The 25,687-nt window shown below is 72.5% G+C and carries 19 protein-coding genes; 11 read left to right on the top strand and 8 right to left on the bottom strand.

Going from position 1 to position 25,687, the window contains the following annotated elements; all coding sequences use genetic code 11:
* Nucleotides 1–21 precede the first annotated feature (21 nt).
* Nucleotides 22–807 carry an SDR family oxidoreductase gene (locus HNQ01_RS03235; protein ID WP_173803888.1) on the top strand — a complete coding sequence of 262 codons (786 nt, stop codon included), beginning with the start codon at nt 22–24 and terminating at the stop codon, nt 805–807.
* A gap of 30 nt (nt 808–837) precedes the next feature.
* Nucleotides 838–2,292, top strand: a complete 1,455-nt coding sequence (locus tag HNQ01_RS03230; RefSeq protein WP_173803887.1) for an FAD-binding oxidoreductase — start codon at nt 838–840, stop codon at nt 2,290–2,292.
* On the opposite strand, the gene HNQ01_RS03225 is transcribed toward HNQ01_RS03230, so the two are convergent.
* Nucleotides 2,265–3,128, bottom strand: a complete 864-nt coding sequence (locus tag HNQ01_RS03225) for an SDR family oxidoreductase (protein WP_173803886.1) — start codon at nt 3,126–3,128, stop codon at nt 2,265–2,267. The two genes, HNQ01_RS03230 and HNQ01_RS03225, sit on opposite strands and share 28 nt — an antisense overlap.
* A gap of 100 nt (nt 3,129–3,228) precedes the next feature.
* Here HNQ01_RS03225 and HNQ01_RS03220 point away from each other — a divergent pair, with 100 nt between their 5' ends.
* From HNQ01_RS03220 to HNQ01_RS03185, 8 genes are all read left to right on the top strand, one after another.
* On the top strand, nt 3,229–3,621 hold the full coding sequence (locus HNQ01_RS03220) for a winged helix-turn-helix transcriptional regulator (RefSeq protein ID WP_076458838.1): 393 nt from the start codon (nt 3,229–3,231) through the stop codon (nt 3,619–3,621).
* 13 nt (nt 3,622–3,634) lie between these two features.
* Complete coding sequence (locus tag HNQ01_RS03215) at nt 3,635–4,132, top strand: MarR family winged helix-turn-helix transcriptional regulator (protein ID WP_173803885.1); 498 nt, start codon at nt 3,635–3,637, stop codon at nt 4,130–4,132.
* Between the two features lie 100 nt (nt 4,133–4,232).
* Nucleotides 4,233–5,261 carry an aromatic ring-hydroxylating oxygenase subunit alpha gene (locus HNQ01_RS03210; RefSeq protein ID WP_173804077.1) on the top strand — a complete coding sequence of 343 codons (1,029 nt, stop codon included), beginning with the start codon at nt 4,233–4,235 and terminating at the stop codon, nt 5,259–5,261.
* Nucleotides 5,258–6,259 (top strand): PDR/VanB family oxidoreductase, encoded by a 1,002-nt coding sequence (locus tag HNQ01_RS03205; protein WP_286180432.1) that lies wholly within the window; start codon nt 5,258–5,260, stop codon nt 6,257–6,259. Before HNQ01_RS03210 ends, HNQ01_RS03205 begins: the two co-directional genes overlap by 4 nt.
* Nucleotides 6,260–6,369: 110 nt before the next feature.
* Nucleotides 6,370–9,738 (top strand): hybrid sensor histidine kinase/response regulator, encoded by a 3,369-nt coding sequence (locus HNQ01_RS03200; protein ID WP_173803884.1) that lies wholly within the window; start codon nt 6,370–6,372, stop codon nt 9,736–9,738.
* Nucleotides 9,735–10,850: a response regulator gene (locus HNQ01_RS03195; RefSeq protein ID WP_353621626.1), complete on the top strand. Its 1,116-nt coding sequence runs from the start codon at nt 9,735–9,737 to the stop codon at nt 10,848–10,850. The genes HNQ01_RS03200 and HNQ01_RS03195 overlap by 4 nt, the downstream gene beginning before the upstream one ends.
* Nucleotides 10,851–10,854: 4 nt before the next feature.
* Nucleotides 10,855–12,204: a porin family protein gene (locus tag HNQ01_RS03190; protein WP_173803883.1), complete on the top strand. Its 1,350-nt coding sequence runs from the start codon at nt 10,855–10,857 to the stop codon at nt 12,202–12,204.
* A 10-nt stretch (nt 12,205–12,214) separates the two neighbouring features.
* Nucleotides 12,215–12,640 (top strand): type 2 periplasmic-binding domain-containing protein, encoded by a 426-nt coding sequence (locus HNQ01_RS03185; RefSeq protein ID WP_286180431.1) that lies wholly within the window; start codon nt 12,215–12,217, stop codon nt 12,638–12,640.
* Between the two features lie 31 nt (nt 12,641–12,671).
* On the opposite strand, the gene HNQ01_RS03180 is transcribed toward HNQ01_RS03185, so the two are convergent.
* The 3 genes from HNQ01_RS03180 to HNQ01_RS03170 form a co-directional block, all read right to left on the bottom strand.
* Nucleotides 12,672–13,208: an SRPBCC family protein gene (locus HNQ01_RS03180; RefSeq protein ID WP_173803882.1), complete on the bottom strand. Its 537-nt coding sequence runs from the start codon at nt 13,206–13,208 to the stop codon at nt 12,672–12,674.
* Between the two features lie 111 nt (nt 13,209–13,319).
* Nucleotides 13,320–15,179, bottom strand: coding sequence for a dihydroxy-acid dehydratase (gene ilvD / locus HNQ01_RS03175; RefSeq protein ID WP_173803881.1), 1,860 nt, complete (start codon nt 15,177–15,179; stop codon nt 13,320–13,322).
* 115 nt (nt 15,180–15,294) lie between these two features.
* A complete protein-coding gene (locus HNQ01_RS03170) occupies nt 15,295–17,850 on the bottom strand; it encodes an EAL domain-containing protein (protein ID WP_173803880.1) in 2,556 nt (851 codons plus the stop codon).
* 252 nt (nt 17,851–18,102) lie between these two features.
* Here HNQ01_RS03170 and HNQ01_RS03165 point away from each other — a divergent pair, with 252 nt between their 5' ends.
* Nucleotides 18,103–19,698, top strand: coding sequence for a methyl-accepting chemotaxis protein (locus HNQ01_RS03165; RefSeq protein ID WP_173803879.1), 1,596 nt, complete (start codon nt 18,103–18,105; stop codon nt 19,696–19,698).
* 11 nt (nt 19,699–19,709) lie between these two features.
* On the opposite strand, the gene iolB is transcribed toward HNQ01_RS03165, so the two are convergent.
* From iolB to HNQ01_RS03145, 4 genes are read right to left on the bottom strand one after another with little or no spacing between them, the layout of a single operon-like run.
* Nucleotides 19,710–20,525, bottom strand: coding sequence for a 5-deoxy-glucuronate isomerase (gene iolB / locus HNQ01_RS03160; protein ID WP_173803878.1), 816 nt, complete (start codon nt 20,523–20,525; stop codon nt 19,710–19,712).
* 23 nt (nt 20,526–20,548) lie between these two features.
* Nucleotides 20,549–21,487, bottom strand: coding sequence for a myo-inosose-2 dehydratase (gene iolE, locus HNQ01_RS03155; protein ID WP_173803877.1), 939 nt, complete (start codon nt 21,485–21,487; stop codon nt 20,549–20,551).
* A 52-nt stretch (nt 21,488–21,539) separates the two neighbouring features.
* Entirely contained in the window at nt 21,540–23,429 is a 1,890-nt protein-coding gene (gene iolD, locus HNQ01_RS03150; RefSeq protein WP_173803876.1) for a 3D-(3,5/4)-trihydroxycyclohexane-1,2-dione acylhydrolase (decyclizing), read from the bottom strand.
* A 58-nt stretch (nt 23,430–23,487) separates the two neighbouring features.
* Nucleotides 23,488–25,443: a bifunctional 5-dehydro-2-deoxygluconokinase/5-dehydro-2-deoxyphosphogluconate aldolase gene (locus HNQ01_RS03145; protein WP_173803875.1), complete on the bottom strand. Its 1,956-nt coding sequence runs from the start codon at nt 25,441–25,443 to the stop codon at nt 23,488–23,490.
* Nucleotides 25,444–25,687: the final 244 nt, after the last annotated feature.

Here is a 25,687-nt window from a genome sequence, read left to right as displayed (position 1 = left end):
CGCCTCGGCGCTCCACACACCATGGACTACGGCATTTCCGGGCGCACCGCGCTCGTTCTCGGCGCAGGCGGCGGCCTGGGCTCGGCGGTCTGCGAGGCGCTGGCGCGCGAGGGCGTGCGCATCGTCGCGGCCGGGCGCAGCGCCGGCCCGCTGCAGGCCACGCTCGCGCGGCTGCAGGCGATCGGCGCCACCGCCACCGCCCGCGTCTGGGATCTCGGCGATCTGGACGCGGTGCCCGGCCATCTGGCCGCGATCGAGGCCGAAGCCGGCCCGGTCGACATCCTGTTCAACAACACCGGCGGGCCGCCGCCGACGCCGGCGAGCCATTTCGATGCCGCGCAGCTCGAGGCGCAGTTCCGCGCGATGGTGGCCTCGGTGATGGCGATCAGCGCGGGCGTGCTGCCGGGCATGCGCGCACGCGGCTGGGGCCGCATCATCACCAGCACCTCGTCCGGCACGGTGGCGCCGATCCCGAATCTGGCGCTGTCGAACGCGCTGCGCATGGCGCTGGTGGGCTGGTCGAAGACGCTGGCGCGCGAGGTCGCCGCCGAGGGCGTGACGGTCAACATCGTCATTCCCGGGCGCATCGCCACGCCGCGGCTGACGGTGCTCGACGGCGCGAAGGCGCAGCGCGAGGGCCGCACGCTGGCCGAGGTCGAGGCGGCCAGCCGCGCCACGATTCCGGCCGGACGCACCGGCACGCCGGCCGAATTCGCCCACGCGGTGGCCTTCCTGGCCAGCGCCGGCGCCTCCTACATCACCGGCTCGCAGCTGCGGGTCGACGGCGGCCTGATCGCCAGCCACTGAAACCAATACAAATCCCACCCGACCGAGCCGATGAGCCACGACGACTTCCTGCAGAGCCTGCGCGCCCTCGTCGGCGCCGCCCATGTGCTGGGCGGCGAGCAGGCCGCGCCCTTTCTGGTCGACTGGCGCGGCCATTTCCGCGGCGCCGCGCGCGCGGTGGTGCGCCCGGGCAGCACGGCCGAGGTGGCGGCGGTGGTGCGCTGCTGCGCCGCCGCCGGCGTGCCGATCGTGCCGCAGGGCGGCAACACCGGCCTGTGCGGCGGCGCCACGCCCGACGCCAGCGGCCGCGCGATCGTGCTGCTGCTGACGAGGCTCGACCGCATCCGCGAGATCGACACCGACAACGACTCGATGACGGTCGAGGCCGGCTGTCTGCTGCAGACGGTGCAGCAGGCCGCGCAGGCGGCCGGGCGCCTATTTCCCTTGAGCCTGGCGGCCGAAGGCAGCTGCACCATCGGCGGCAACCTGGCGACCAACGCCGGCGGCACCCAGGTGCTGCGCTACGGCAACATGCGCGAGCTCTGCCTGGGCCTGGAGGTGGTCGACGCCGAGGGCGAGGTCTGGCACGGCCTGCGCGCGCTGCGCAAGGACAACACCGGCTACGACCTGCGCGATCTCTACATCGGCAGCGAGGGCACGCTGGGCCTCATCACCGCGGCGACGCTGAAGCTGCATCCGCTGCCGGCGGCGCGCTGCACCGCGATGCTGGCGGTGCCGGACCTCGAGTCGGCGCTGGCCCTGCTGTCGCGCGCGCGCTCGGGCTTCGGCGCGGCGCTGACCGGCTTCGAGCTGATGTCGGCCGACTGCCTGGCCCTGGTCACCGCGACCTTCCCGACGCAGCGCCTGCCCTTCGCCGGCGAGGGCGCGCAGGCGCCCTGGTTCGCGCTGCTGGAGATGTCGGATGCCGAGAGCGAGCAGCACGGCCGCGAGCGCTTCGAGGCGGTGCTGGGCGCGGCGCTGGAGGCGGGCGAGGTGCTGGACGCGGTCATCGCCGAGAGCCTGGCGCACGGGCGCGCGCTCTGGCACCTGCGCGAGAGCATCACGCTGGCGCAGGCCCAGGCCGGTCGCAGCCTGAAGCACGACGTGGCGCTGCCGATCTCGCGCATCCCGCCGTTCATGCGCGAGACCGGCGCGCGGCTGGCCGCGCGCTTTCCCGGCCTGCGCATCATGCCCTTCGGGCACCTGGGCGACGGCAACCTGCACTACAACGTGCTGAGCGGCCCCGGCTTCGATGCCGAGGCCCTGGTCGCGCGGCAGGACGAGATCTACGCCTGCGTGCATGACGCGGTGCATGCGCTGGGCGGCTCGGTCAGCGCCGAGCACGGCGTCGGCCAGCTCAAGGTCGCGGAGGTCGCGCGCTACAAGAGCGCCCACGAGCTGCGGCTGATGGCGCGCCTCAAGGCCGCGCTCGACCCGCAGGGCCTGCTCAACCCTGGCAAGGTGCTGGCCCGGCCCGATCAGGCCGACAGCGCGGCGGCGAGCTGAGCGGTCCAGGCCGTGGCCGGACGGCCGATCAGCGCCCGCAGCGCCGCGTCGCTGCCGTCGAGCGCGCCGCGCGAGGCGCAGGCGTCCGAGTCGGCCAGCAGCTCGGCCAGCGGTCCCGGCAGGCCGGCGCCGGCCAGGATGCCCTGGTATTCGGCCGGCGGCAGGTCCTGATAGGGAATGCTGCGGCCGCTCAGGCGGCCGAGTTCGGCGGCGAACTCGGCCAGCGTCCAGGCCGGCGCACCGGCCAGCTCGTGCACCCGGCCGGCCTGCTCGGCCACCGGGGCCAGCAGCACCGCGGCGGCGGCGGCCGCATAGTCGGCGCGCGCGGCCGAGGCAATGCGGCCCGTGCCCGCGCTGCCCAGCACGACGCCGTGCTGCAGCGCCGCCGGCACGCTGGCCAGGTAGTTCTCGGTGTACCAGCCGTTGCGCAGCAGCACATGCGGCAGGCCGCTGGCGGCCAGCATCGCCTCGGTCTCGCGGTGCTCGCCGGCCAGGCCGAGCTCGGACGAGTCGGCGCGCAGCACGCTGGTGTAGGCCAGCAGGCCCACGCCGGCGGCGCGGGCCGCGTCGATCACCGCGCGGTGCTGCGCGGCGCGGCGGCCCAGCTCGTTCGAGGAGATCAGCAGCACCTTCTCGGCGCCGGCGAAGGCGGTCTGCAGCGTCTCGGGCTGCTCGTAGTCGGCCTGGCGGACCTGCACGCCCAGCGCGGCCAGATCGGCAGCGCGCGCCGGCTGGCGCACCGCGGCGACCAGGGAGGCGGGCGTGGCGCCGCGCTCGAGCAGCGACTGGATGACGAGGCGGCCGAGCTGGCCGGTGGCACCGGTGATGACGATCATGAGCTTCTCCAGAAACAGGGCAGGGGCATCGGGAATCGATGGACGCCATGCTGCCTTTCAGGCTAACTTTCCGTAAGTACATACGGAAAGGTAAGTGACGATGTCGACAAGCGACGAGCCGCTGCTGCGCGGCGACCTGTTCGCCGAGGCCTGCCCCTCGCGCGAGGTGCTGCGCCATGTGACCAGCCGCTGGGGCGTGCTGGTGCTGGTGGCGCTGCGCCGGGGCACGCACCGCTTCAGCGACCTGCGCCGGGTCATCGGCGGCGTCAGCGAGAAGATGCTGGCGCAGACGCTGCAGGCGCTGGAGGCCGACGCGATCGTGCTGCGCGTGGCGCATCCGGTGGTGCCGCCGCATGTCGAGTACAGCCTGACGCCGCTGGGCCGCGAGGTGGCCGAACGTGTGCAGGATCTCGCGGACTGGATCGAGGGCAGCATGCCGGTGATCGAGCAGGCCAGGCGGAAGTCGGGGGCGCAGCCGGCGCGGCTGGGCTAGAGTGTCGGCCGCCATGACGATCCCGACCTCCGATTTCCCTGCTGCCGGTCCTGCCGACGACATCGCGCTGACCGACCAGGCCGGCCATCTGATCCGCCGCGCGCATCAGCTCGCGGTGGCGCTGTTCCACGAGAACCTCGGCCGCGATGTCACGCCGGTGCAGTACGCGGTGCTGCGCGCGCTCGAGGCCCGGCCCGGCATCGACCAGGTGACGCTGGCGGCCGAGATCGCGCTCGACACCTCGACCACCGCCGAGACCGCGGTGCGCCTGGAGCGCAAGGGCTGGATCGTGCGCGAGCTGCTGGCGCGGCGCCAGCGTGCGCTCTACCTGACGCCCGAGGGCCAGGCGCTGCTGGCCGGCCTGCGCGCGCCGATGGTGACGATGCAGGCGACGCTGATGGACGTGCTCGAGCCCGGCGAGCAGCAGGAGCTGATGCGGCTGCTGCGCAAGCTGCTGGCCGGCGCGGCGCCGGTGCAGGAGCCGATGCCGGAATTCCCGCCGTCCGACTGAATTGCCGTCGGGGTAAACCACGATCGGTCCCGGCCCGGCTCAGGATCATCATTCAGCATACTGAATCAAGATGACCGACAAGGATCAGGAGCGCAGCACGATGTTTCCGAAGAACGCCTGGTATGTGGCCGCCACGCCCGACGAGATCGAGGGCCGGCCGCTGGGACGCCGCATCTGCGGCGAGGCCCTGGTCTTCTGGCGCGAGGCCGACGGCCGGGTCGCGGCGGTCGAGGACTTCTGCCCGCACCGCGGCGCGCCGCTGTCGCTGGGCCGGGTCTGCGACGGCCGGCTGGTCTGCGGCTACCACGGCCTGGAGATGGGCGGGGACGGCCGCACGGTGGCGATGCCGGGTCAGCGGGTGCGCGGCTTCCCCTGCCTGAAGCGCTTCGCGGTGCGCGAGCACGGCGGCTACATCTGGGTCTGGCCGGGCGAGGCCGCGCAGGCCGAGGATGCGCCGCTGCCGCGCCTGCCCTGGGTCGACGAGCCCGGCTGGGCGCACGGCGGCGGCCTCTATCACATCGCCTGCGACTACCGGCTGATGATCGACAACCTGATGGACCTGACGCACGAGACCTATGTGCACGCCACCAGCATCGGCCAGCCCGAGATCGACGAGACGCCGTGCAGCACCCGCACCGAGGGCGACCAGGTCGTCACCAGCCGCTTCATGAACGGCATCCAGGCGCCGCCGTTCTGGAAGATGGCCATGCGCGCCAACGGCCTGGACGACAGCGCGACGGTGGACCGCTGGCAGATCTGCCGCTTCCTGCCGCCGAGCCAGATCCTGATCGACGTCGGCGTGGCGCTGGCGGGCCAGGGCGGCTTCGACGCGCCGGCCGAGGCCAAGGCCTCCTCGGTGGTGACCGACTTCATCACGCCCGAGACCGAGACCAGCATCTGGTACTTCTGGGGCATGGCGCGGCGCTTCCGCAGCGAGGACGCCGAGCTGACCGCCTCCATCCGCGAGGGCCAGGGCCGCATCTTCGCCGAGGACCGCGAGATGCTCGAGCGTCAGCAGCTCAACCTGCAGCAGCATCCCGAGCGGCGCCTGCTGATGCTCAACATCGACGCCGGCGGCGTGCAGGCCCGGCGCGTGATCGATCGCCTGGTCGCGGCGGAGCGCGCATGAGCGGCGCGATGAACCTGCCCGCGCGCCGCTGGGTGCGGGTCGAGCGCCGCGAGCGCGTGGCCCAGGACATCGTCGCGCTCGATCTGGTCGACGACGAGGGCGGCGAGCTGCCCGCCTTCGAGGCCGGCGCGCACATCGAGCTCTTCCTGCCCGGCGGCATGATCCGGCCGTACTCGCTCTACGGCGACCCGAGCGACCGGCGCCGCTACCGCATCGCGGTGCTGCGCGAGCCGGCGTCGCGCGGCGGCTCGGTGGCCGTGCACGAGCTGCTGCTGCCGTGGACCCGGCTGCAGATCGGCCCGCCCAAGGCGCGCTTCCCGCTGGACGCGCAGGCGCCGAAGGTGCTGCTGCTGGCCGGCGGCATCGGGCTGACGCCGCTGCTGTCGATGGCCGCGGTGCTGGCGCGGGGCGCGCGGCCGTTCGCGCTGCACCTGGCCTGCCGCACGGCGGCGCGGGTGCCCTTCGGCGCCGGCCTGCGCGATCTGCCGGGCGCGGGCGACGCGGTCGTGCACCTGGACGACGGCGACCCGGCGCAGCGCCTGGACCTGCCCGCGCTGCTGGCCGCCCAGCCGCCGGGCACCGCGCTGCAGGTCTGCGGCCCGGCCGGCCTGATCGACGCGGCGCTGGCCGAGGCGCGCCGCCAGGGCTGGGCCGAGTCGCGCCTGCACTGGGAGCGCTTCGCCGCCGATCCGGCGCTGGAAGGCGGCGACGGCGGACCGGTCGAGGAGGACGAGGCCTTCGAGGTGGAGCTGGCGCACAGCGGCCGCGTCATCAGCGTGCGCGCCGACCAGACGGTGGTCGAGGCGCTCGGCGCCGGGGGCATCGAGATCCTCTCCTCCTGCGGCGAGGGCGTCTGCGGCACCTGCCTGACCCGGGTGATCGCCGGCGAGCCCGACCACCGCGACCAGTACCTGACGCCCGAGGAGCAGGCCGCTGGCGACCAGTTCCTGCCGTGCTGCTCGCGGGCGAAGTCGTCGCGGCTGGTGCTGGATCTTTGAGGCGGGCCGCGCGGCGGGAGCGCGGTTCAGGCGTCGTCCGGGTTGGCCGATAAGGGAAGTCGACGTCCTGTCGCGGCGCGTCCGCCGCGATGACCACCGACTTTCCCGCCGTGACGACTCCCGAGCCCGATCCGATTTCCGTTCCGCCGTCCGGCCCCGGCCCCGCGGGGGCCTGCGCGATGCGCGGGCAGGGCCTGAGGCTGCGCACCGTCTCGCACGGCTTCTTCGCGCTGGTCATCGTCGCGCTGGCGATCCACTTCGGCTTCCTGTACGCGATCGGCCAGGCCTACCAGGCCGCGCAGCAGGCCGCGCAGCGGCGCGATGCCTCGCAGCGCCTGGTCGGCGAGCTCGAGCAGGAGACGCAGCGCCTGGGGCGGCTGGTGCGGGCCTACGTGGCCACCGCCGAGCCGCGCTACCTGATGCTCTACTACGACATCCTGGCGGTGCGCGCCGGCGAGAAGCCGCCGCCCGACGGCGAGCCGGGGCTGTACTGGGAGCATGTGCTGGCCGGGCGGCGCGAGCACCGGCTGTCGGCCACGCTGCCGCCGCGCTCGCTGCAGCAGCGCATGCGCGAGCTGGACTTCACCGACGCCGAGCTGCAGGGCATGCAGGCGGTGCTGCAGGCCACCGGCCGGCTGCGCGGCATCGAGCAGATCGCCTTCGCCGCGACCCAGGGCCTCTACGACGTCGCCGCGCGCGACTTCACCTCCGATCACCGTCCGGAGCCGGAGTTCGCCCGTGCGCTGGTGCATGGCCGCGACTACACCGCGCTGGGGGCCGGTCTGGCCGACGCGGTGGCGCTGCTGGCGCGGCGCACCGACGAGCGCACGCTGGCCGAGGTGCGTGCGGCCGGGCGCCGGCTCGGTCGCTTCTCGGATGCGGCGCAGAGCGTTGACCTGGTGCTGATCGCCGCGGTGCTGGGCGCGCTGGTGGTGGTGCAGCGGCGCGTGCTGCGGCCGATCGACCATCTGGCGGAGATCGCGCAGGCCTACGCCGCCGGCCAGTACCGCGAGCGCAGCCGCCGCGACGAGGGCCCGCGCATGGCCGAGATCGACGCGCTGGCCACGACGCTCGACCGCATGGCCGCCTCGATCGAGGAGGACCTGGCCCACCGCGAGCGCCATCAGCGCGACCTGGAGGCGGCGCGCCGCCAGGCCGAGGACGCCACGCAGGCCAAGTCGCGCTTTCTCGCCAACATGAGCCACGAGATCCGCACGCCGATGAACGCGATCATCGGCATGACGCATCTGGCGCTGGGCACGACGCTCGACGCCCAGCAGCGCGACTACCTGAACAAGGTCCACCGCGCCTCGACGATGCTGCTGGGCATCCTCAACGACATCCTCGACTTCTCGAAGATCGAGGCCGGCAAGCTGGCGATCGAGTCGGTGCCCTGCCGCGTCGAGGAGCTGGTCGACGCGCCGCTGATGCTGCTGCGCGACCAGGCGCAGGACAAGGGCATCGAGCTGCTGTGCGAATACGCCGACCCGGCGCTGCTGGGCGAGCAGGGCGGCTTCCGCGGCGATCCGCTGCGCATCGGACAGATCCTCAACAACCTGATGTCGAACGCGGTCAAGTTCACCCGCCAGGGGCATGTGCGGCTGCGTGTCGACCGCCGGCCGCTGCCGGGCACGGACCGCGCCGAGCTGGTCTTCTCGGTCGAGGACACCGGCATCGGCCTGACGCCGGAGCAGCGCGCGCGGCTGTTCCACGAGTTCACCCAGGCCGACGGTTCGACGACGCGCCGCTACGGCGGCACCGGCCTCGGGCTGACGATCGCGCGCCGGCTCGCCGAGCTGATGGGCGGCAGCCTGACGGTCGACAGCGAGGCCGGGCGGGGTTCGCGCTTCACGCTGACGCTGCCGGTGCAGCCGGTGCCGGCCTCGGCGGCGGCCGCGGTGCTGCCGCTGCAGCAGATCGGTGCGATGCGGGTGCTGGTCGCCGACGATCATGCCGAGAGCCGCACCGCGCTGGTCAGCCAGCTGCGCGCGCTGGGCGTGGGCGCCGGCGCGGGCGGCATGATCGAGGCGGTCGGCTGCGGCGCGCAGGTGATCGAGCGCGTCGAGGCCAGCGCCGCGGCCGGTGCGCCCTTCGACCTGGTGCTGCTCGACTGGGTGCTGCCCGACATCGACGGCGGCGGCGTGCTGCGGGCGCTGCGCGACCTGCCGGTGCGTCCGGCGCGGGTGATGGTGATCTCCGCCTATGGCTGGGACAGCCTGCGCGCCAGCGCGCTGCAGGCCGGCGCGCTGGGCTTCCTGCCCAAGCCGATCGTGCCGGAGGCGCTGCGCCGGCTGCTCGCCCCGGGGAGCGTGCCGGTGCAGGGGCCGCCGCCGGCCGATGACGACGCCGGTGCCCGGGCGCTGCAGGGCCTGCGCGTGCTGCTGGTCGAGGACAACCCGGTCAACCGCCAGCTCGCCTGCGAGCTGCTGGCGCGCTCGGGCGCGCAGGTCGAGGTGGCCGTGCATGGCGCGGAGGCGATCGAGCGCCTGGAGCAGGCCGGCGCCGGCGCCTTCGACGTGGTGCTGATGGACCTGCAGATGCCGGTGATGGACGGCTACGAGGCCACCCGCGCGATCCGCGAGCGCGCCGAGTGGCGCGAGCTGCCGATCCTGGCGATGACCGCGCACGCGATGGTGGAGGAGCGCGATCGCTGCCTGGCGCTGGGCATGCGCGGCCACATCGCCAAGCCGATCGATCCGGCCGGCCTGGTCGAGACGCTGAAGGCCTACCGGCCGGCCGGCGCGCAGGCGCTGCCCTCGCCGCAGCCGTCCGGGCCGCCGGCTGCGCCGCCCGCCGTGGCGGCGGCCGCGCCGGCCTCGCCCTGGCGCGACATCGACCTGGCCGCGGCGACGCGCCAGTGCCTGTCCGAGACGCTGGCCCGCACCTGCCTGGAGCAGTTCGCCCTGCATTACGCCCCGCTGGACGCCGAGGGCGGGTTCCGGGCGCTGCTGGCCCGCGACGCGCTGGCCGAGCTCGGCCGCGAGGCGCACACGCTCAAGGGGCTGGGCCGCCAGCTCGGCATGGAGGAGGTCTGCACCGCGTCGGTCGAGCTCGAGCGCCGCCTGCAGTCTCAGGCCGGCCGCGACGGGCTGCAGGCCGCCGCCTGGCGGCTCGATGCGGCGCTGGCGCAGGTGCTCGAACAGCTGGCGCACTGCCCGCCCGTGCGGCCTGCGGGCGCCGGCGGCCGTGACGCCGAGGGCGGCGCGGTCGACGCGGCGGTCCTGCCCGAGGACGCGGCGCAGCGTGGCGGCGCCGGCGAGATCGAGGCGCGCTGGGAGCGGCTGCGCGAGCTGCTCGGCGTCGGCGACAGCCAGGCGCTGGTGCTGTGGACCGAGCAGGGCGAGGCGCTGCGCGCCGCGCTGCCGCCGCCGTCGGCGCGCGCGCTCGACGAGGCGATCCGCCATTGCGACTTCGAGCGTGCGCTCGAGTGCCTGCCCGCGCCCCCCGCGCCCCCGCTGCCCCAGGAGACGACGCCGTGACGTCCAGCCCCGAAGCCTCTCCGTCCGCGATGCCGGTGCTGCTGGTCGTCGACGACACGCCGGCCAACCTGAGCCTGATGGCCGGCCTGCTCAACCGCGACTACCAGGTGCGCCTGGCCAACTCCGGCGCGCGTGCGCTCGAGCTGGTGCGCCGCGAGTGCCCGGACCTGATCCTGCTCGACGTGATGATGCCGGAGATGGACGGCTACGCGGTCTGCCGCCAGCTCAAGGCCGATCCGCGCACCCGCCATGTCCCGGTCGTCTTCGTCACCGCGCTGTGCCAGCCCGAGGACGAGGCGCGCGGCTTCGAGGCCGGCGCGGTCGACTTCATCCACAAGCCGATCAGCCCGCCGATCGTGCGCGCGCGGGTGCGCACCCACCTGCAGCTCAAGGCCTGGCACGACACGCTGCAGGCGCGCGGCGACGGCCTGGAGAGCGAGCTGCGCCAGCGCCTGCTCGACGTCGAGCGGCTGCGCGACACGACGCTGTTCGTGATGGTCTCGCTGGCCGAGTTCCGCGACGAGGACACCGGCAACCATGTCAAGCGCACGCAGGAATACGTGCGGGTGCTGGCCGAGCACATCGCGGCGCATCCGCAGGCCCGGCCCGGCCGCGCCGAGCCGCTCGACGCCGGCCGCATCGAGCTGCTGGCGAAGTCGGCGCCGCTGCATGACATCGGCAAGGTGGCGATTCCGGACCATATCCTGCTCAAGCGCGGGCCGCTGAGCACCGAAGAATTCGCGGTGATGAAGGGCCACACGATCCACGGCTGGGAGATCCTGCACCGCGCCGCGCAGCGGCTGGGCGGCGAGCAGACCTTCCTGGGCTACGCGATGCAGATCGCGCGCCACCACCACGAGCGCTGGGACGGCAGCGGCTATCCGGACGGCCTGGCCGGCACGGACATTCCGCTGGCGGCACGGCTGATGGCGGTGGCCGATGTCTACGACGCGCTGATCAGCCGCCGGCCGTACAAGGAGCCCTTCCCGCACGAGGACGCGATGCAGCGCATCGCTGCCGCGTCCGGCACGCACTTCGATCCGGACATCGTGCGTGCGCTGCAGGCGCTCGAGCCCCGCTTTCTCGAGATCGCCGCGACCTGGAGGGACTGAAGCGATGATCAGGACATTTCCCGTGGCCCGGCTGCTGGCGGCGCTGCTGGCCGCCTGGGCCGGGGCGGCTGCGGCCCAGGCCGAGCCGCCCGACCTGCCGCCCGAGGCCGCCGCCGTGCCCGCGCCGGCGCATCCGGTGCTGGGCTGGTCGGCCTTCGGCACGCTCGGCTGGGCGCAGTCGAACCGCGCCTGGCGCTACCAGCGCCACATCGACGACGACGGCACGGTCCGGCGCGACAGCGTGCTGGGCGCGCAGCTCGACGCGCAGTTCTCGCCGGAATGGTCGGCGACGCTGCAGGCGCGGCTGGCCCCGTCCGACGAGAACGGCTCGGCCTGGTCGCTGCGGCCGTCCTGGGCCTTCGTCGCCTGGCGGCCCGACAACAACTGGCTGGTGCGTGGCGGCAAGCTGCGCGTGCCTTTCTTCCTGCGCTCCGAGCAGCTCGACGTCGGCCAGACCTACGACGAGGCGCGGCTGCCGGCCGAGCTCTACACCATCGCGCCGACCAGCGATCTCTCCGGCGCCCATGTCTCGCACAGCATGGACCTCGGCGGCGGCGAGCTGAGCGTCGATGTCTACAGCGGCTCGACCGGAGTGAAGCGGCGAAGCTGGACCCGCGAGGGCCTGCCGCCGCTGGTGCCGGCCGGCGAGGGGATCAGCCGGGTGACCACCCGTGCCACCGGGATCGTGCTGACCTGGTCGGACGAGCGCACCAAGATCCGCGCCGGCGCGCACGCCGTGCGCACCCGCATGAACGACCAGAGCGGCATCCTGGTGCGGCCGACCTGGGCTCCGCTCGGGCCGGGGGTGGGCTACTGGCAGACCAGCAACGCGCTGCCCGGGCCGGGCGTCGAGTCGGTGGACTCGTTCCGGAACTACCTGTTCGTGCTGGGCGGCGAGTTCGGCCTGCCGCAGGGCTGGCGCGTCTCTCCCGAGCTGGTGCGCCTGGTCCAGGCCGACACGCACATGGGCATGGACGCCTGGGCCGGTGCGCTGACGGTCTCGCGCAGCATGGGCCGGCTGACGCCCTATGTCAGCCTGGCCTGGCTGCACTCGACCGGCTCGTCCTACGAGATCGGCGAGCAGCTCGAGAGCACGCAGGTGCCGGCGATGGTGCCCGGCAGCGCCATGCTGAACGCGACGATGCGCCTGGCCGCCGATCGCGTGCCGAGCTACCGGCAGAACTCGGTGGCGCTGGGCCTGGCCTGGGCGCTGACGCCGACGAGCAAGCTCAAGGCCGAGTGGTCGCACACCCGCGCGAAGCGCTCGGCGATGATCGACGTGCCGGCCGGCGAAAGCCTGCTGAAGCCGCGCAGCGTCGACGTGCTGTCGGTCAACTACAGCTTCGTGTTCTGAGGAGGCCGCGATGAAACGACGTGCATTCCTCCTCGGGACCCCGGCGGCGCTGCTGCTGGCCTCGGGCGCCGCGGTGCGGGCCGACGAAGGCCTGGTGGTGGTGGCCAACGCCTCGCTGCGCGCCCTCGACGCCGAGTCGCTGCGGCGCATCTACACCGGCCGCATGATCGAGGTCGACGGCCAGCCGGTATTTCCGGCGCAGCTCGCGCCGGGCCAGCCGCTGCGCCAGCGCTTCCTGGGCAGCGTGCTGCAGCAGCGCGACGAGGACTATGTCGCCTACTGGACGGTGCGCCGCTACATCGGCAAGGGCACGCCGCCGCGCGAGCTGGCCACGCCGGCGGACATGGTGGCGCATGTGCAGCGCACGCCCGGCGCGATCGGCTACTGCGAGGTGGCCGACCTGAAGCCGGGCATGACGGTGCTGCTCAGGCGCTGAGCCTGTGCGCGGGGGGCGTGCCGGCCGGCCTTCAGCGCGGTGCGCCCAGGGCGCCGCGCAGCCCCTCGAAGCCGCTGCGGTAGATGCCCGCGACGATCTCGCGCGCCTGCTCGTCGCTGACGCCGGCGGCGGCCGGATCGCGCTCGAAGTCGCTGCTCCAGACCACCCGCGAGCCCCCGGGCGCCGGCAGAACCCGCAGCGTCGAGCGGTAGCCGCTGACCGGCAGCGGCGACTCGACGATGCGGTAGCTCAGCAGGCGCTCGTCGGCGCGGTAGTCCTGCAGCGCCTCGACCAGCCGTGCGCCGTCGCGGGTCGTGATGGTGCGCTGGCAGCCCGGGCGGTTCGGGTCGGCGCCGTCGGTGCGGGTCTCGGCGACCACCGGGTGCCAGGCCAGCGAGCCGAACTGGCCGACAAGCGCCCAGACCTTCTCGGGCGGCGCGGCCAGCTCGGTGCTTTCCTCGACATGCAGCGCGGCGCGGGCCTGCATGGCCGTCAGCAGCGCGGCGGCGCCCAGCAGGGCGGCTGCCCAGGGTCGGGCCGAGCGGGCAAGGGAAAGAGCAGGGCTCATGGAGGTCTCCTCGTCGTGGAATGTGGACGAGGTCGATCCTAGGCGTGCGACCCGTGCGCGCGCCCGGGCAGATTGCCCGGGCACCGGCGGGAAGACTGACCGCGCTGAGCCTCAGCCTTCCAGCTTCGACAGGTCGCGCACCGCGCCCTTGTCGGCGCTGGTGGCCAGCAGCGCGTAGGCCTTCAGCGCGGCCGAGACCTGGCGCGGACGCGCCTGGGCCGGCTTCCAGCCCTTGGCGTCCTGCTCGGCGCGGCGAGCGGCCAGCTCTTCGTCGCTCACCAGCACATTGATCGAGCGGTTCGGGATGTCGATGCGGATGCGGTCGCCGTTCTTCACCAGGCCGATTGCGCCGCCGGCCGCGGCTTCCGGCGAGCAGTGGCCGATGGACAGGCCCGAGGTGCCGCCCGAGAAGCGGCCGTCGGTCAGCAGCGCGCAGGCCTTGCCCAGACCCTTGGACTTGATGTAGCTGGTGGGGTAGAGCATCTCCTGCATGCCCGGGCCGCCCTTCGGGCCTTCGTAGCGCACGATCACCACGTCGCCGGCCTTGACCTTGTCGGCCAGGATGTCGGCCACCGCCTCGTCCTGCGATTCGGTCACGTAGGCCGAGCCCTCGAACACCAGGATGGACTCGTCCACGCCCGCGGTCTTGACCACGCAGCCGTCCAGGGCGATGTTGCCGCGCAGCACCGCCAGGCCGCCTTCCTTGCTGAAGGCGTGCTCGTTCGAGCGGATGCAGCCCTCGGCGCGGTCCAGGTCCAGGCTCGGCCAGCGGGTGGCCTGGCTGAACGCGACCTGGGTCGGGATGCCGGCCGGGCCGGCCATGTAGAAGGTCTTCACCTCGTCGGACGGCGCGCGGGCGATGTCCCATTGGTCCAGCGCGTCCTTCATCGTCGGCGCGTGGATGGTTGGCACGTCGGTGTGCAGCTTGCCGGCGCGGTCCAGCTCGCCCAGGATGGCCATGATGCCGCCGGCGCGGTGCACGTCCTCGATGTGGTACTTGTTGGTGTTGGGCGCGACCTTGCACAGCTGCGGCACGACGCGCGACAGGCGGTCGATGTCGGCCATCGTGAAGTCGATGCCGGCCTCCTGGGCGATGGCCAGCAGGTGCAGGATGGTGTTGGTCGAGCCGCCCATCGCGATGTCCAGCGTCATCGCGTTCTCGAAGGCCTTGAAGCCGATCGAGCGCGGCAGAACGCTGGCATCGTCCTGCTCGTACCAGCGCTTGCACAGCTCGACGGCCAGACGACCGGCGCGCTTGAAGAGCTGTTCGCGGTCGGCGTGCGTGGCCACCACCGTGCCGTTGCCCGGCAAGGAGAGGCCCAGCGCCTCGGTCAGGCAGTTCATCGAGTTGGCGGTGAACATGCCCGAGCACGAGCCGCAGGTCGGGCAGGCCGAGCGCTCGACCTCGGCCAGATCGGCGTCCGAGACCTTGCTGTCGACGGCCATGACCATGGCATCGACCAGGTCCAGCTTCTTGATCTGCACGGTCTGGGTGCCCGGCACGGCCAGGCGCACCTTGCCGGCCTCCATCGGGCCGCCCGAGACGAAGACGACCGGGATGTTCAGGCGCATCGCGGCCATCAGCATTCCGGGGGTGATCTTGTCGCAGTTGCTGATGCACACCAGCGCGTCGGCGCAGTGGGCGTTGACCATGAACTCGACCGAGTCGGCGATCAGGTCGCGGCTGGGGAGCGAGTACAGCATGCCGTCGTGGCCCATCGCGATGCCGTCGTCCACGGCGATCGTGTTGAATTCCTTGGCGACGCCGCCGGCGGCCTCGATCTCGCGGGCGACCAGCTGGCCCAGGTCCTTCAGGTGGACGTGACCCGGCACGAACTGGGTGAAGCTGTTGGCGATGGCGATGATCGGCTTCGAGAAGTCGTCATCCTTCATGCCGGTGGCGCGCCACAGGGAACGGGCTCCGGCCATGTTGCGGCCGGCGGTGGAGGTCTTCGAACGGTAGGCGGGCATGGCAGCTTTCTCGGGCTGTCCCGCGCGGGCTGCGCGGAACGAAGGAACGGGAATCCGCGATTTTCGCCGAGCCGGCGCCGATGTGTGCAGCCCGGCCTGCAGGATTCGAGGGGATTCAGGCCTGGACGATCTCGGACCGGCCCGTCAGCCAGTGCTGCAGCGCCTCGGCCGACATCGGCCGGGCGACCGCATGGCCCTGGACGATGTCGCAGCCCAGCAGGGCCAGCCGCGCGAAGGTGGCCGGCGACTCGACGCCTTCGGCCACCGTCTCCAGCCCGAGCCGGCGCGCGATCTGCACGATGGTGGCCACCATCGCGGCGTTGCCGCTGCCGCTCGAGGCTTCCATCTGCAGCATGAAGCTGCGGTCGATCTTCAGCCGGTCGACGGCAAAGCGGTGCAGGTAGGACAGGCTGGAATAGCCGGTGCCGAAGTCGTCGATCGCCAGGCGCACGCCCATCGCGCGCAGCTCGGCCAGCCATCCCAGCGCCTCGTCCTCGTGGCCGATCAGCACCGACTCGGTCAGCTCCAGCTCGAGGCGGTGCGCGGGCAGCCGGTTGCGCTCGAGCGCCTGCGCGACGCGCCGGGCCAGGTCGCCGGCGCGGAACTGCACCGCCGAGACGTTGACCGCGACCACCAGATCCGGCCAGCGCGAGGCCTGGCGGCAGGCCTCGTCGAGCACCCAGTCGCCCAGCGGCACGATCAGGCCGCTTTCCTCGGCCACCGGGATGAAGCGCTCGGGCGAGGCCGGCACCGAGCCGTCGGGCAGGCGCCAGCGCAGCAGCGCCTCGACGCCGGTGACGCGGCCGTCGCGCAGCCGGCGCAGCGGCTGGAACTCGAGCTGGAAGTCGCCCTGGCGCAGCGACCGGTGCAGCGCCGCGCGCAGCTGCATGCGCTCGGTCAGCCAGGCCAGCATCGGCGGCGCGAACAGCATCATGCCGCGCTCGCCGTCGCGCTTGGCCGCGTAGAGCGCGGCATCGGCATGGCGCATCAGCGTCTCGGCATCGCGGCCATGGTGCGGCGCCAGCGCGATGCCGATCGACAGGCCGGCCGGCACCTGCTGGCCGCCGAGATCGAGCGGCGGATCCATCGCCGCCAGCAGGGCCTCGGCCAGCGCGCGGGCACGCTCGCCGTCCGGCCCGGCCTCAGGCACGATGGCCATGAACTCGTCGCCGGACAGGCGAAAGACGCTGCCGGCCTCGCCCAGGCTGGCGCGCATGCGCTCGGCCACCGCGCGCAGCAGCCGGTCGCCCAGCGCATGGCCGTGGGTGTCGTTGACCTGCTTGAACTTGTCGAGGTCGAGATAGAGCACGGCCAGCGTCGCGTCCTGCTCCGGCGCCTGGCGGTCGAGCGCCTGCTGCAGACGCTCGACGGCGCTGACCCGGTTGGGCAGGCCGGTCAGCGCGTCATGGAAGGCCAGGAACTCGGTGCGCCGCATTGCCGCCCGGCGCCGGTTGCGCCAGATCGAGAACTGCACCATCAGCGTGGCGCCGATGACCAGCCGGTCCAGCCGCAGCTCGTCCTGCAGCAGCTGCAGGGCCTGCGGATGCGGCGCGCCCCGCGCCAGCATCACGTAGACCAGCAGCACCGCCCAGCTCAGCGTCAGCATCCAGCGCAGCCGGTGGCGCTCCTCGTCGAGCGGCGTCGGGCTGCGCCAGGCCGCCAGCGGCCACAGCAGCAGGGTGACGAACCCGATGAGGTTGACTGCCTTCCGGGCCGGATTGGTGTCGGTGACGGCAAAGGCGCTCAGGCCGACGATCACGCCGAGCACCGCGCTGGCCAGCAGCATCATCGGCCAGCGCTGGCGCACGTCCAGCCGCAGCAGCACCAGCGAGGCCACCCCGAACAGGCCGGTGCACAGCGCGCCCAGCAGCGTGAACAGCCCGACGTTCCACGGCAGCAGCACCGGCAGCAGCATCAGCAGCAGCTGGCCGCTGAACAGCGACTCGAAGCACACGCCCGCCAGCAGCCAGCCGCCGACCACGATCATGCCGCGGTCGCGCGAGCACAGCACCAGCAGGCACAGCAGCAGCGTCAGCGTGAACATCACCGCCTCGCCGAGCAGGCTCAGCGCCTGGTGGCGGACGTAGGCGCTTTCGTCGCGGGCATGGACCTCGGTGGTGGCCACCGTCAGGTCCTCGGCGCGGATCAGCAGCCGCACCGTCTGGCCGGGCGCCAGGTCGAAGGGCAGCATCGCCTCGAGATGATCGACGGTGCGGGCCCGCTCGAGCATGCGCGGCCCCTCCAGCCGGCGCGCCAGCAGCGCGCCGGTCTGCGCATCGAGCGCGAGCATCTCGACGGTGCCGATGCGCGTGGGCCCGAGCGTGATGCGGCAGGCCAGCGGGCGGTCGCCGTGCTGGGTCACCAGGCCGGTCAGCCAGACGGCCGACCGCTTCCAGGAGGCATTGCGGTTGGCCACCGTGGCCGGGCGCCAGCCGGGCCGGGCGAGCACTTCGGCGGCCTGGGAGACCTGTCCGAGGGGCTGCTGCAGCACCTGCATCGACTCGACCAGCGCGACCGCCTGCCCGGCCGCCAGCGCGGACAGATCCGTCACCGCCTCGGGTTCGCGCGCCGGGCTGGCGGCGGCAGGCATCAGCACCAGAAGCACCAGAAGCACCGGCAGCAGCCAGGCCAGCAGGACACGCGCGATCGGAACGGGAGCAAGGGCGGGCATCGGGGTGGCAGGCCCGTGGGACGGGCAGATCTCTGATCCGGAAGTTTCGCCCGGAATCGCTCCGGAATCGCCCCCGGGTCTCCCGCAAATCGCAATATTGAACGTGCCATCTGCCACGCCGCCCGGACTGGCCGGGGAACGGGTTCCGGACACGGAATGGCGGTGTTCCCGTCCGGATATCCGCGCATGCGAACCATTTCCACTGCGGCAGAGTGCACGGACCCTTCCGTTACCTTGTCCGAATCCTCTGCCATGACCGTCGCCTCTCACCGCTCCTCTCGTGCCGGCCTGCGTCTGTCCCACCGGCTGGCCCTGGGTTTTGCCGCGATGCTGCTGCTGCTGCTGGCCCTGAGCGGCCTGGCGCTGCAGCGCATCCAGCTGCTGGACCGCACGCTGGTGCGCCTGGCCGGTGCGGAGGCCGAGCGCAGCCGCATGGTGCGCGACCTCGAGCGCTGCGCCCAGGCCTACGGCTCGACGCTGCGCAGCTTCGCCGCGGCCGATCCGACCTCGATCGAGGTGCTCTACAGGCATCTCGAAGGCCATGTGAAGAACTGCAGCGCCGGCTTCGACCTGGCCCGCACGACCGTGACCGATCCGCAAGGGCGCAGGCTGCTGGACGCGGCACGCGCCGCCCAGGACCAGGCCGTGATCATCATCGCGCAGGCGCGCAAGGAATACGCCAGCCGCGGCGAGGCGGCGGTGGCCTTCGGCATCCGGGTCGCGATGAGCTACGAGCAGGAAAAGCAGGAAGAACGGCTGGTCGCCTGGACGCAGGCGCTGCGTGCGCTCAGCGACTGGGACGATGCCACGCAGCGCCAGGTGGCGGAGGCGGCCGCGCCGGTGGCCGCGCAGGCCCGTCAGGTGCTGCTCGGCGGCGCGGTGCTGGCCTTGCTTGTGGCGGCCGGACTGGGCACCTGGCTGACGCGCGACATCGGCCGCGGCCTGCGCCAGGCGGTCGATGCCGCCGCGCAGATGGCCTCGCACGACCTGTCGCGGCCGATCCCGCCGGGCCGCGCCGACGAGATCGGCGAGGTGCTGCAGGCGCTCGAGGAGCTTCGTCAGCAGATGAACCGGATGGTCAGCGGCGTGCACGAGGCCGCGGCCTCGATCAGCCTGGCCGGCGGCGAGCTCGCCAGCGGCAGCCAGGACCTGAGCCAGCGTGCCGAGCAGGCCGCCGCCACGCTGCAGGTGACGCTGGGCACGCTCGACACGCTGAGCGGCTCGGTCACCGAGACGGGCGGCTCGGCCCGTCAGGCCGACGAGCTGGCGCGCTCGGCCAGCGAGGTCGCCACCCATGGCGGGCGCACGGTCTCGCAGGCGGTGTCGACGATGGGCGCGGTCGAGGCGGCCGCGCGCAAGATCTCCGACATCATCGGCATCATCGACGGCATCGCCTTCCAGACCAACATCCTGGCGCTGAACGCGGCGGTGGAAGCCGCCCGGGCCGGCGAGCAGGGCCGCGGCTTCGCGGTGGTCGCCGGCGAGGTGCGCAGCCTGGCGCAGCGCAGCACCCAGGCTGCGCGCGAGATCAAGTCGCTGATCGGCGACTCGCTCGACAAGGTCGCGGCCGGCTCGCAGCAGGTGCGCCTGGCCGGCGACAGCACGCAGGCGCTGATGTGCTCGATCGAGCAGGTCTTCGGCCTGATCAGCACCATCTCGCAGCAGGCCAGCGGCCAGATGGGCGGTCTGGAGCAGACCCGTGGCGCGCTGCAGCAGCTCGACGCGGTGGCGCAGCAGAATGCCGCGATGGCCGAACAGACCGCCGCCGCGGTCAGCGCGCTGACCGAACAGGCCGACCGGCTCGGCGAGCTGGTCGGCGATTTCCGTCTGCAGGCCCAGGCGGCCTGAGGCGATTCAGGTCAGGCCTTGGGCGGGGTCTGCAGCATCCACTCGTGCGCCGGGTCGTTCCTGAAATGCCAGGCGCGGCCGGGACCGGCCATCACGTTGAGGTAGTACAGGTCGTAGCCGTGCGGCGCCACGCAGGGGTGGTAGCCGCGCGGCACCATCACCACGTCGTGGTCCTCGACCACGCAGGCCTCGTCGAGGCTGCGGTCGTCGGTGTAGACGCGCTGGAAGGCGAAGCCCTGCGGCGGGTTGAGCCGGTGGTAGTAGGTTTCCTCCAGCAGCGTCTCCTCCGGCGGCACGTCGCGGTCGTGCTTGTGCGGGGGGTAGCTGCTCGAGTGGCCGCCCGGCGTGATGACCTCGGTCACCAGCAGGTGGTCGGCGGTCGGGTCGTCGGCCATCAGCACGTCGCAGACGTAGCGGGTGTTGCTGCCCTGGCCGCGCACGCTGCGGCGCATGGAGCTGCCGTCGATGCGGCGCACCGACTTGCCGCCCTCGTACGGGGCGGTGCACAGCGCCACTTCCGCCGCGCCGCGCGCGGTGATGACGACCGTCTCGCCGCCGGGCACGTAGAGCGCGTCGGGCGACTTCTCCTCGAAGACGCTCTCGCGCGAGCCCAGGCCGGCGTGCGTCGCACCGCCGACCGTCACGTCGACCGTGCCGGTCAGCACGACCAGGCAGAGTTCGCGCGAGCCGGTCTCGAACGATTCGATCGCGCCGGCCTCCAGGCGCAGCGCGCGGAAACCGACGTGCGTCCAGCCGGCGCTCTCGGGGGTGATGTCGCAGATCTGGCGGCCGGCGGCGGCCTTGACCAGCAGGGGGGACTGGGGCATGTCGGCTCCTGGCGGGTGAGGCGTCAGACCGCGGTGGCGTCGATGCGGTCGACGATGGCGCGCAGCGTGTCGTAGCCCTTCTTGGCGTACTCGTAGCTCGGGGCCACGGCCGGATCCTGCTCGGCCTCGACCACCAGCCAGCCTTCGTAGCCGGCGTCGTGCAGCGTCGAGAGCACCGCGTCGTAGTCGATCACGCCGTCGCCGGGCACGGTGAAGGTGCCGTTGATGACGCCGTGCAGGAAGCTCCAGCCGTCGTTGCGGGCCTTGGCGATGACCTGGGCGCGCACGTCCTTGCAGTGCACATGCACCACGCGGCCGACATGCTTCTTCAGCACCGCGACCGGATCGGCGGCGCCGCCGAAGTAGGCGTGGCCGGTGTCGAACAGCAGGAAGACCTTGGCCGGATCGGTCAGGGCCATCAGCTTGTCGACGTCGGCCGGGCTCTCGACATAGGCGCCCATGTGGTGGTGGTAGGCCAGCTTGATGCCGTAGGTGTCGATCAGGTGCTGGCCGAAGGCGTTCAGGCGCGCAGCGTAGGCGGCCCAGGCGGCTTCGTCCTTGAACTTCGGACGCTTGGCCACCGGCGTGTCGATCTGGCCCTGGATGGTGCCGGCGCACTCGCCGTAGACGACGACCTTGACGCCGTTGTACTGCAGCTTGCGCAGGTGGGCCTGGGCGCGCTCGATCTCGGCGGCGACCGCCTGGGCGTCGGTCTGGCCGGCCGGCACTTCGGCCAGGAAGCCGGAGTACCAGCCCGAGACGCAGACCAGGCCGAACTCGTCGAGCTTGGCCTTCAGGCCGGGGCCGTCCTTCGGGAACTTGTTGCCCAGCTCGAAGCCGGCGTAGCCGATCTCGCGGCCCTCGGAGAGCGCCGTCTCCAGCGGGGTCTCGCCGCCCAGCGAGGGCAGGTCGTCGTTCATCCAGGACAGGGGATTGATGCCGATGCGGACGTTCCAGGTCATGGTGGGGTTCCTGAGAAAGAAAAGGGGATGTTCAGGGGGTCGGGCCGGCAGCTCAGTTGAACTGCTTCTTCTTGGCCTCGAGGTAGCGGGCGTGCGCGGCCTCGACCTCGGGGCGCTGCGAGACCTGCGGGACGGCGACCTCCCACCAGGCGCCGCCGTCGCCGGTGGTGCGGTGGTGCGTGGTGTCGATCACCAGCACCTGGCTGCGGGTGGCGCGGCGCGCGCGGGCCATTTCCCGGCGCAGCTCGGCCACGTCCTTCACATGCACGGCCTCGGCGCCGAGCGAGCGGCCGTTCATCGCGAAGTCGATCGCCGAGGGCACGCCGCCCTCGGGGATGCAGTCGTCGAGCATGTTGTTGAAGCTGGCGCCCCCGGACTTGACCTGCAGCCGCTCGATGCAGCCGTAGCCGCGGTTGTCCAGCAGCACGACGATGATCTTGCGGCCGAGCATGACCGAGGTGGCCAGCTCGTTGTTGAGCATCATGTAGGAGCCGTCGCCGACCATGACGATCACCTCGCGCTCGGGGCGGGCCATCTTGGCGCCCAGGCCGCCGGCGACCTCGTAGCCCATGCACGAATAGGCATAGTCCATGTGGTAGTTGCCCGGCGTGCCCGAGCGCCAGAGCTTGTGCAGCTCGGCGGGGAGGGTGCCGGCGGCGCAGACGACGATGTCGCTGGTGCCCGAGTCCAGCCCGATGTCGGCCGCGGACTCGCGCACCGCGCCGATCACCTCGGCGTCGTAGGGCAGGGTGCCGGCGGCGGGCGTGTTCAGCGTCAGCTCGGTCACGCGGGCCACCCAGCCGGCGGCCAGATCGCGGGCCTGCGCGGTCCAGGCGGTGTCGGCCGTCCAGGCGCCCAGCGCGGCGCCGAGCTGGGCCAGGCCGTCGCGGGCGTCGGCCACCAGCATGCGGCCGCGCTTCTTGCCGGCGTCGAAGGGCTGCACGTTCAGGCTCAGCAGCTTGGCGTGGGCGAAGAGCGCGTGCGAGCCGGTGGTGAAGTCCTGCAGCCGGGTGCCGATGGCGAAGACCACGTCGCAGTCCTCGGCCAGGCGGTTGGCCGCCGGCGAGCCGGTCACGCCGATCGAGCCCAGATTGAGCGGGTGGCTCCAGCCCAGGCTGCCCTTGCCGGCCTGCGACTCGGCCACCGGGATGCCGTGCGCCTCGGCGAAGGCGGCCAGCTCGGCCCAGGCCTGGCTGTAGAGCACGCCGCCGCCGGCGACGATCAGCGGCTTCTTCGCCGACTTCAGCAGCTCGGCGGCCGCGGCCAGTTCGCGCGCTTCGGCCGGCGGGCGGCGGAAGCGGATTACCTCGGGCTGGAAGAAGTCCTCCGGCCAGTCGTGGGCGAAGGTCTGCACGTCCTGCGGCAGCGCCAGGCAGACCGGGCCGCACTGGGCCGGGTCGGTCATCACCTGGATGGCCCGCGGCAGCGCCACCAGCAGCTGCTCGGGCGTGGTGATGCGGTCGAAGTAGCGGGTGACCGGGCGGAAGCAGTCGTTGGCGCTGACATCGCCCTGCTCGAAGCTCTCGACCTGCTGCAGCACCGGGTCCGGCAGGCGCGAGTTGAAGACATCGCCCGGCAGCAGCAGCAGCGGCAGGCGCGCCACATGCGCCAGCGCGGCCGACGTCACCATGTTGGTGGCGCCGGGGCCGATGCTGGAGGTCACCGCCATGATGCGCTGGCGGAAGTTCGTCTTGGCGTAGGCGATGGCCGCGTTGGCCATGCCCTGCTCGTTGTGGGCGCGGAAGGTGGGCAGCACCTCCTTCTCGGCCTGCAGCGCCTCGCCCAGACCGGCCACGTTGCCGTGGCCGAAGATCGAGAACACGCCCCCGCAGTAGGGCAGCACCTCGGTGCGGCCGTCGGGCTGGGTGACTTCCGCCTTCAGCGCGGCCAGGTAGCGCACCAGCGCCTGGGCCACGGTCAGTCTCACGGTCTTCCTGTCCATCATGGATCTCGGTAGAAAATTCGGGGGATCAGCAGGCAACGGTGGCGTGTTGCAGCACTCAGGCGGCGGCTGCGCTGCGGCCGTCGTGGCGGCGCTTCCAGGCCTCGACCAGCGTGGCGAAGTTGCGCGCCACCTCGTCGATGAAGGCCGCGTCGTCGATCTGGCCGGCGAACCACTTCAGCGAGGCCTCGACCCACAGCGTGCGCCCGACCATGAAGCCCTTGACGATCGGGTTGGTCGCCAGCGCGAAGCTGTCGGCCAGGTACTGCAGCGGCTGGTTCAGGCCCAGGATGACGGCGCCGCGGCAGTGCGGATCGCGCTCGGCCACCAGCGCGGCCAGGCGGGTCCAGCCCTCGGGGCTCATCGGCGCGAGCTTCCACCATTCCGGCTTGACGCCCAGGTTGTAGAAGCGCTTGACCGCGCGCAGCACCGCCTCGTCCTCGGTGCCGGCGGCCGTCATCGCCTTCGGGGGAATGATCTCCAGCAGCAGCTCGTTGCCGCTCTCGCGGGTGGCTTCCCACAGCTCGAGCACGCGCTGCTCCTGCTCCAGGCGCAGGTCGACCGCGTCGTCCGGGTGGTAGTGGATCAGGCACTTGACGACCTGCTCGGTCGGCCAGTGGATCAGCGCCGAGCCGACCGAGCGGGTGCCGTCGAAGCGCAGGGGGCGAGAGCCCGGCAGCTCGACCGGTCGGCCCACCCACCAGCCGCGGCCGGTGGCGGCGGCCAGCGCGTCTTGCCCATAGTCGCCGCCGTCGATCAGCACGCCGGTGTGGCCCTGGAGCTGGTGGCTGGCTTCCACCTGCTCGGCCGCCTTCACCAGCAGACCCTTCAGCGCCGGGATCTTCGACTCGTCGGCGCCGGCCTCGCGCGCCAGGTCGTAGAACTGGCTGCGGTGGTCGAAGGCCATCACGCACAGCTCGTCCCAGACCGCGCGCGCCGGCGTGACCCGGTGCAGATGCGCCAGATCCTGGTCGGCGTCGACCTTGGGGTTGCGGCTGCCGGAGAACCAGTGCGCCAGCTCCGCCGGCGTGGGCATCGCCGCCGAGCAGGCGTGGCGCGAGACGACGATGGCGCCGCAGGCGTTGGCGGTGCGGGTGGCCTCCGCCCAGTCCTGGCCGCGCAGCAGGCTCGCCAGCAGGCCCGACAGGAAGGCGTCGCCGGCGCCCAGCACGTTGAGCACCTCGACGCGCTCGCCGCGGAAGGTCGGCGCGTGGTCGATCTCGGCTGGAATGTCGCCCTCGATGACGCAGCAGCCCAGCGCGCCGCGCTTGACCACCAGCACCGCCTGCGACACCGCACGCACCGCGCGCAGGCAGGCCATCAGGTCGTCCGGCATGCCGCCGGCGATCAGGAATTCCTCTTCCGTGCCGACCAGCAGGTCGAACTCGCCCAGCACCTGCTGGAGCTGCTGCGTGACGCGCGCGTCGGGCACGTAGCGGTTCTCGCCGGCGCCACGCGAGGTCAGGCCCCACAGCACCGGGCGGTAGTCGATGTCGAGGATGCGCACCGTGCCGTGCTTCTTCGCGTAGCCCAGCGCGGTCAGCGCCGCCTCGCGGGTGGTCGGCGTGGACAGGTGCGTGCCGGTCAGGGCCAGCGCGCGGCAGTCGGCGATGAAGTCCTCGCGGATCTCGTCGGCGCGCACCGCCATGTCGGCGCAGTTCTCGCGCACGAACAGCAGCGGGAAGGTGTCGCGGTCCTTCAGGCCCAGCAGCACCAGCGCGGTCAGGCGCTCGGGATCGGTCTGCAGCGCCGACGTGTCGCAGCCCTCGCGCTCGAGCGTCTCGCGCAGGAAGTTGCCCATCTGGTCGTTGCCGACGCGCGAGACCATGGCGGTCCTCAGGCCCAGGCGCGCCACGCCGAACGCGACGTTGCCCGAGGAGCCGCCCAGGTACATCTGGAAGCTGCGTGCGTCCTCCAGGCGGCTGCCGAATTGCTGCGCGTACAGGTCGACCGCGACGCGGCCCAGGCAGGCCAGGTCGATGCGGCGCCCGGCGGGGAAGTTCAGGATGCTCATGGAAATGTCCGGCCCGTGATGGAGGCAGCGCGGTGGCTGCGAAGGCAAGTGCGAACGCTTGTGCGGAAGTTGGCGCCCAGTCTAGGAGAGACGGAAAATCAATTCCTTAGGTGTATTCACTTAGAAATGCGTTTCCAAAATTTGAGTGCTTGAAGCTACAGTTGCCACCGTGCCGGACAGACGGCGCGATGCCCGCAGACAGCACAAGTCGGGTCCGCGCCGCGACACAGGCCGGTCACGAGCT

The organism is Sphaerotilus uruguayifluvii (assembly GCF_013294065.1).
Lineage (GTDB): Bacteria > Pseudomonadota > Gammaproteobacteria > Burkholderiales > Burkholderiaceae_C > Sphaerotilus > Sphaerotilus uruguayifluvii.
The sequence above is the reverse complement of the archived record's forward strand: the minus strand, read 5'-3'. Positions and strand labels throughout refer to the sequence as shown.

Bases quoted from the DNA above. Each gene is read 5' to 3' on its own strand.
- HNQ01_RS03210 (WP_173804077.1), top strand. From the start codon at position 4,233: ATGTTTCCGAAGAACGCCTGGTATGTGGCCGCCACGCCCGACGAGATC.
- HNQ01_RS03170 (WP_173803880.1), bottom strand. From the start codon at position 17,850: ATGCCCGCCCTTGCTCCCGTTCCGATCGCGCGTGTCCTGCTGGCCTGG.
- HNQ01_RS03205 (WP_286180432.1), top strand. From the start codon at position 5,258: ATGAGCGGCGCGATGAACCTGCCCGCGCGCCGCTGGGTGCGGGTCGAG.
- iolE (WP_173803877.1), bottom strand. From the start codon at position 21,487: ATGACCTGGAACGTCCGCATCGGCATCAATCCCCTGTCCTGGATGAAC.
- iolD (WP_173803876.1), bottom strand. From the start codon at position 23,429: ATGGACAGGAAGACCGTGAGACTGACCGTGGCCCAGGCGCTGGTGCGC.
- HNQ01_RS03185 (WP_286180431.1), top strand. From the start codon at position 12,215: ATGAAACGACGTGCATTCCTCCTCGGGACCCCGGCGGCGCTGCTGCTG.
- ilvD (WP_173803881.1), bottom strand. From the start codon at position 15,179: ATGCCCGCCTACCGTTCGAAGACCTCCACCGCCGGCCGCAACATGGCC.
- iolB (WP_173803878.1), bottom strand. From the start codon at position 20,525: ATGCCCCAGTCCCCCCTGCTGGTCAAGGCCGCCGCCGGCCGCCAGATC.
- HNQ01_RS03190 (WP_173803883.1), top strand. From the start codon at position 10,855: ATGATCAGGACATTTCCCGTGGCCCGGCTGCTGGCGGCGCTGCTGGCC.
- HNQ01_RS03165 (WP_173803879.1), top strand. From the start codon at position 18,103: ATGACCGTCGCCTCTCACCGCTCCTCTCGTGCCGGCCTGCGTCTGTCC.
- HNQ01_RS03145 (WP_173803875.1), bottom strand. From the start codon at position 25,443: ATGAGCATCCTGAACTTCCCCGCCGGGCGCCGCATCGACCTGGCCTGC.
- HNQ01_RS03225 (WP_173803886.1), bottom strand. From the start codon at position 3,128: ATGATCGTCATCACCGGTGCCACCGGCCAGCTCGGCCGCCTCGTCATC.
- HNQ01_RS03220 (WP_076458838.1), top strand. From the start codon at position 3,229: ATGTCGACAAGCGACGAGCCGCTGCTGCGCGGCGACCTGTTCGCCGAG.
- HNQ01_RS03235 (WP_173803888.1), top strand. From the start codon at position 22: ATGGACTACGGCATTTCCGGGCGCACCGCGCTCGTTCTCGGCGCAGGC.
- HNQ01_RS03180 (WP_173803882.1), bottom strand. From the start codon at position 13,208: ATGAGCCCTGCTCTTTCCCTTGCCCGCTCGGCCCGACCCTGGGCAGCC.
- HNQ01_RS03230 (WP_173803887.1), top strand. From the start codon at position 838: ATGAGCCACGACGACTTCCTGCAGAGCCTGCGCGCCCTCGTCGGCGCC.
- HNQ01_RS03215 (WP_173803885.1), top strand. From the start codon at position 3,635: ATGACGATCCCGACCTCCGATTTCCCTGCTGCCGGTCCTGCCGACGAC.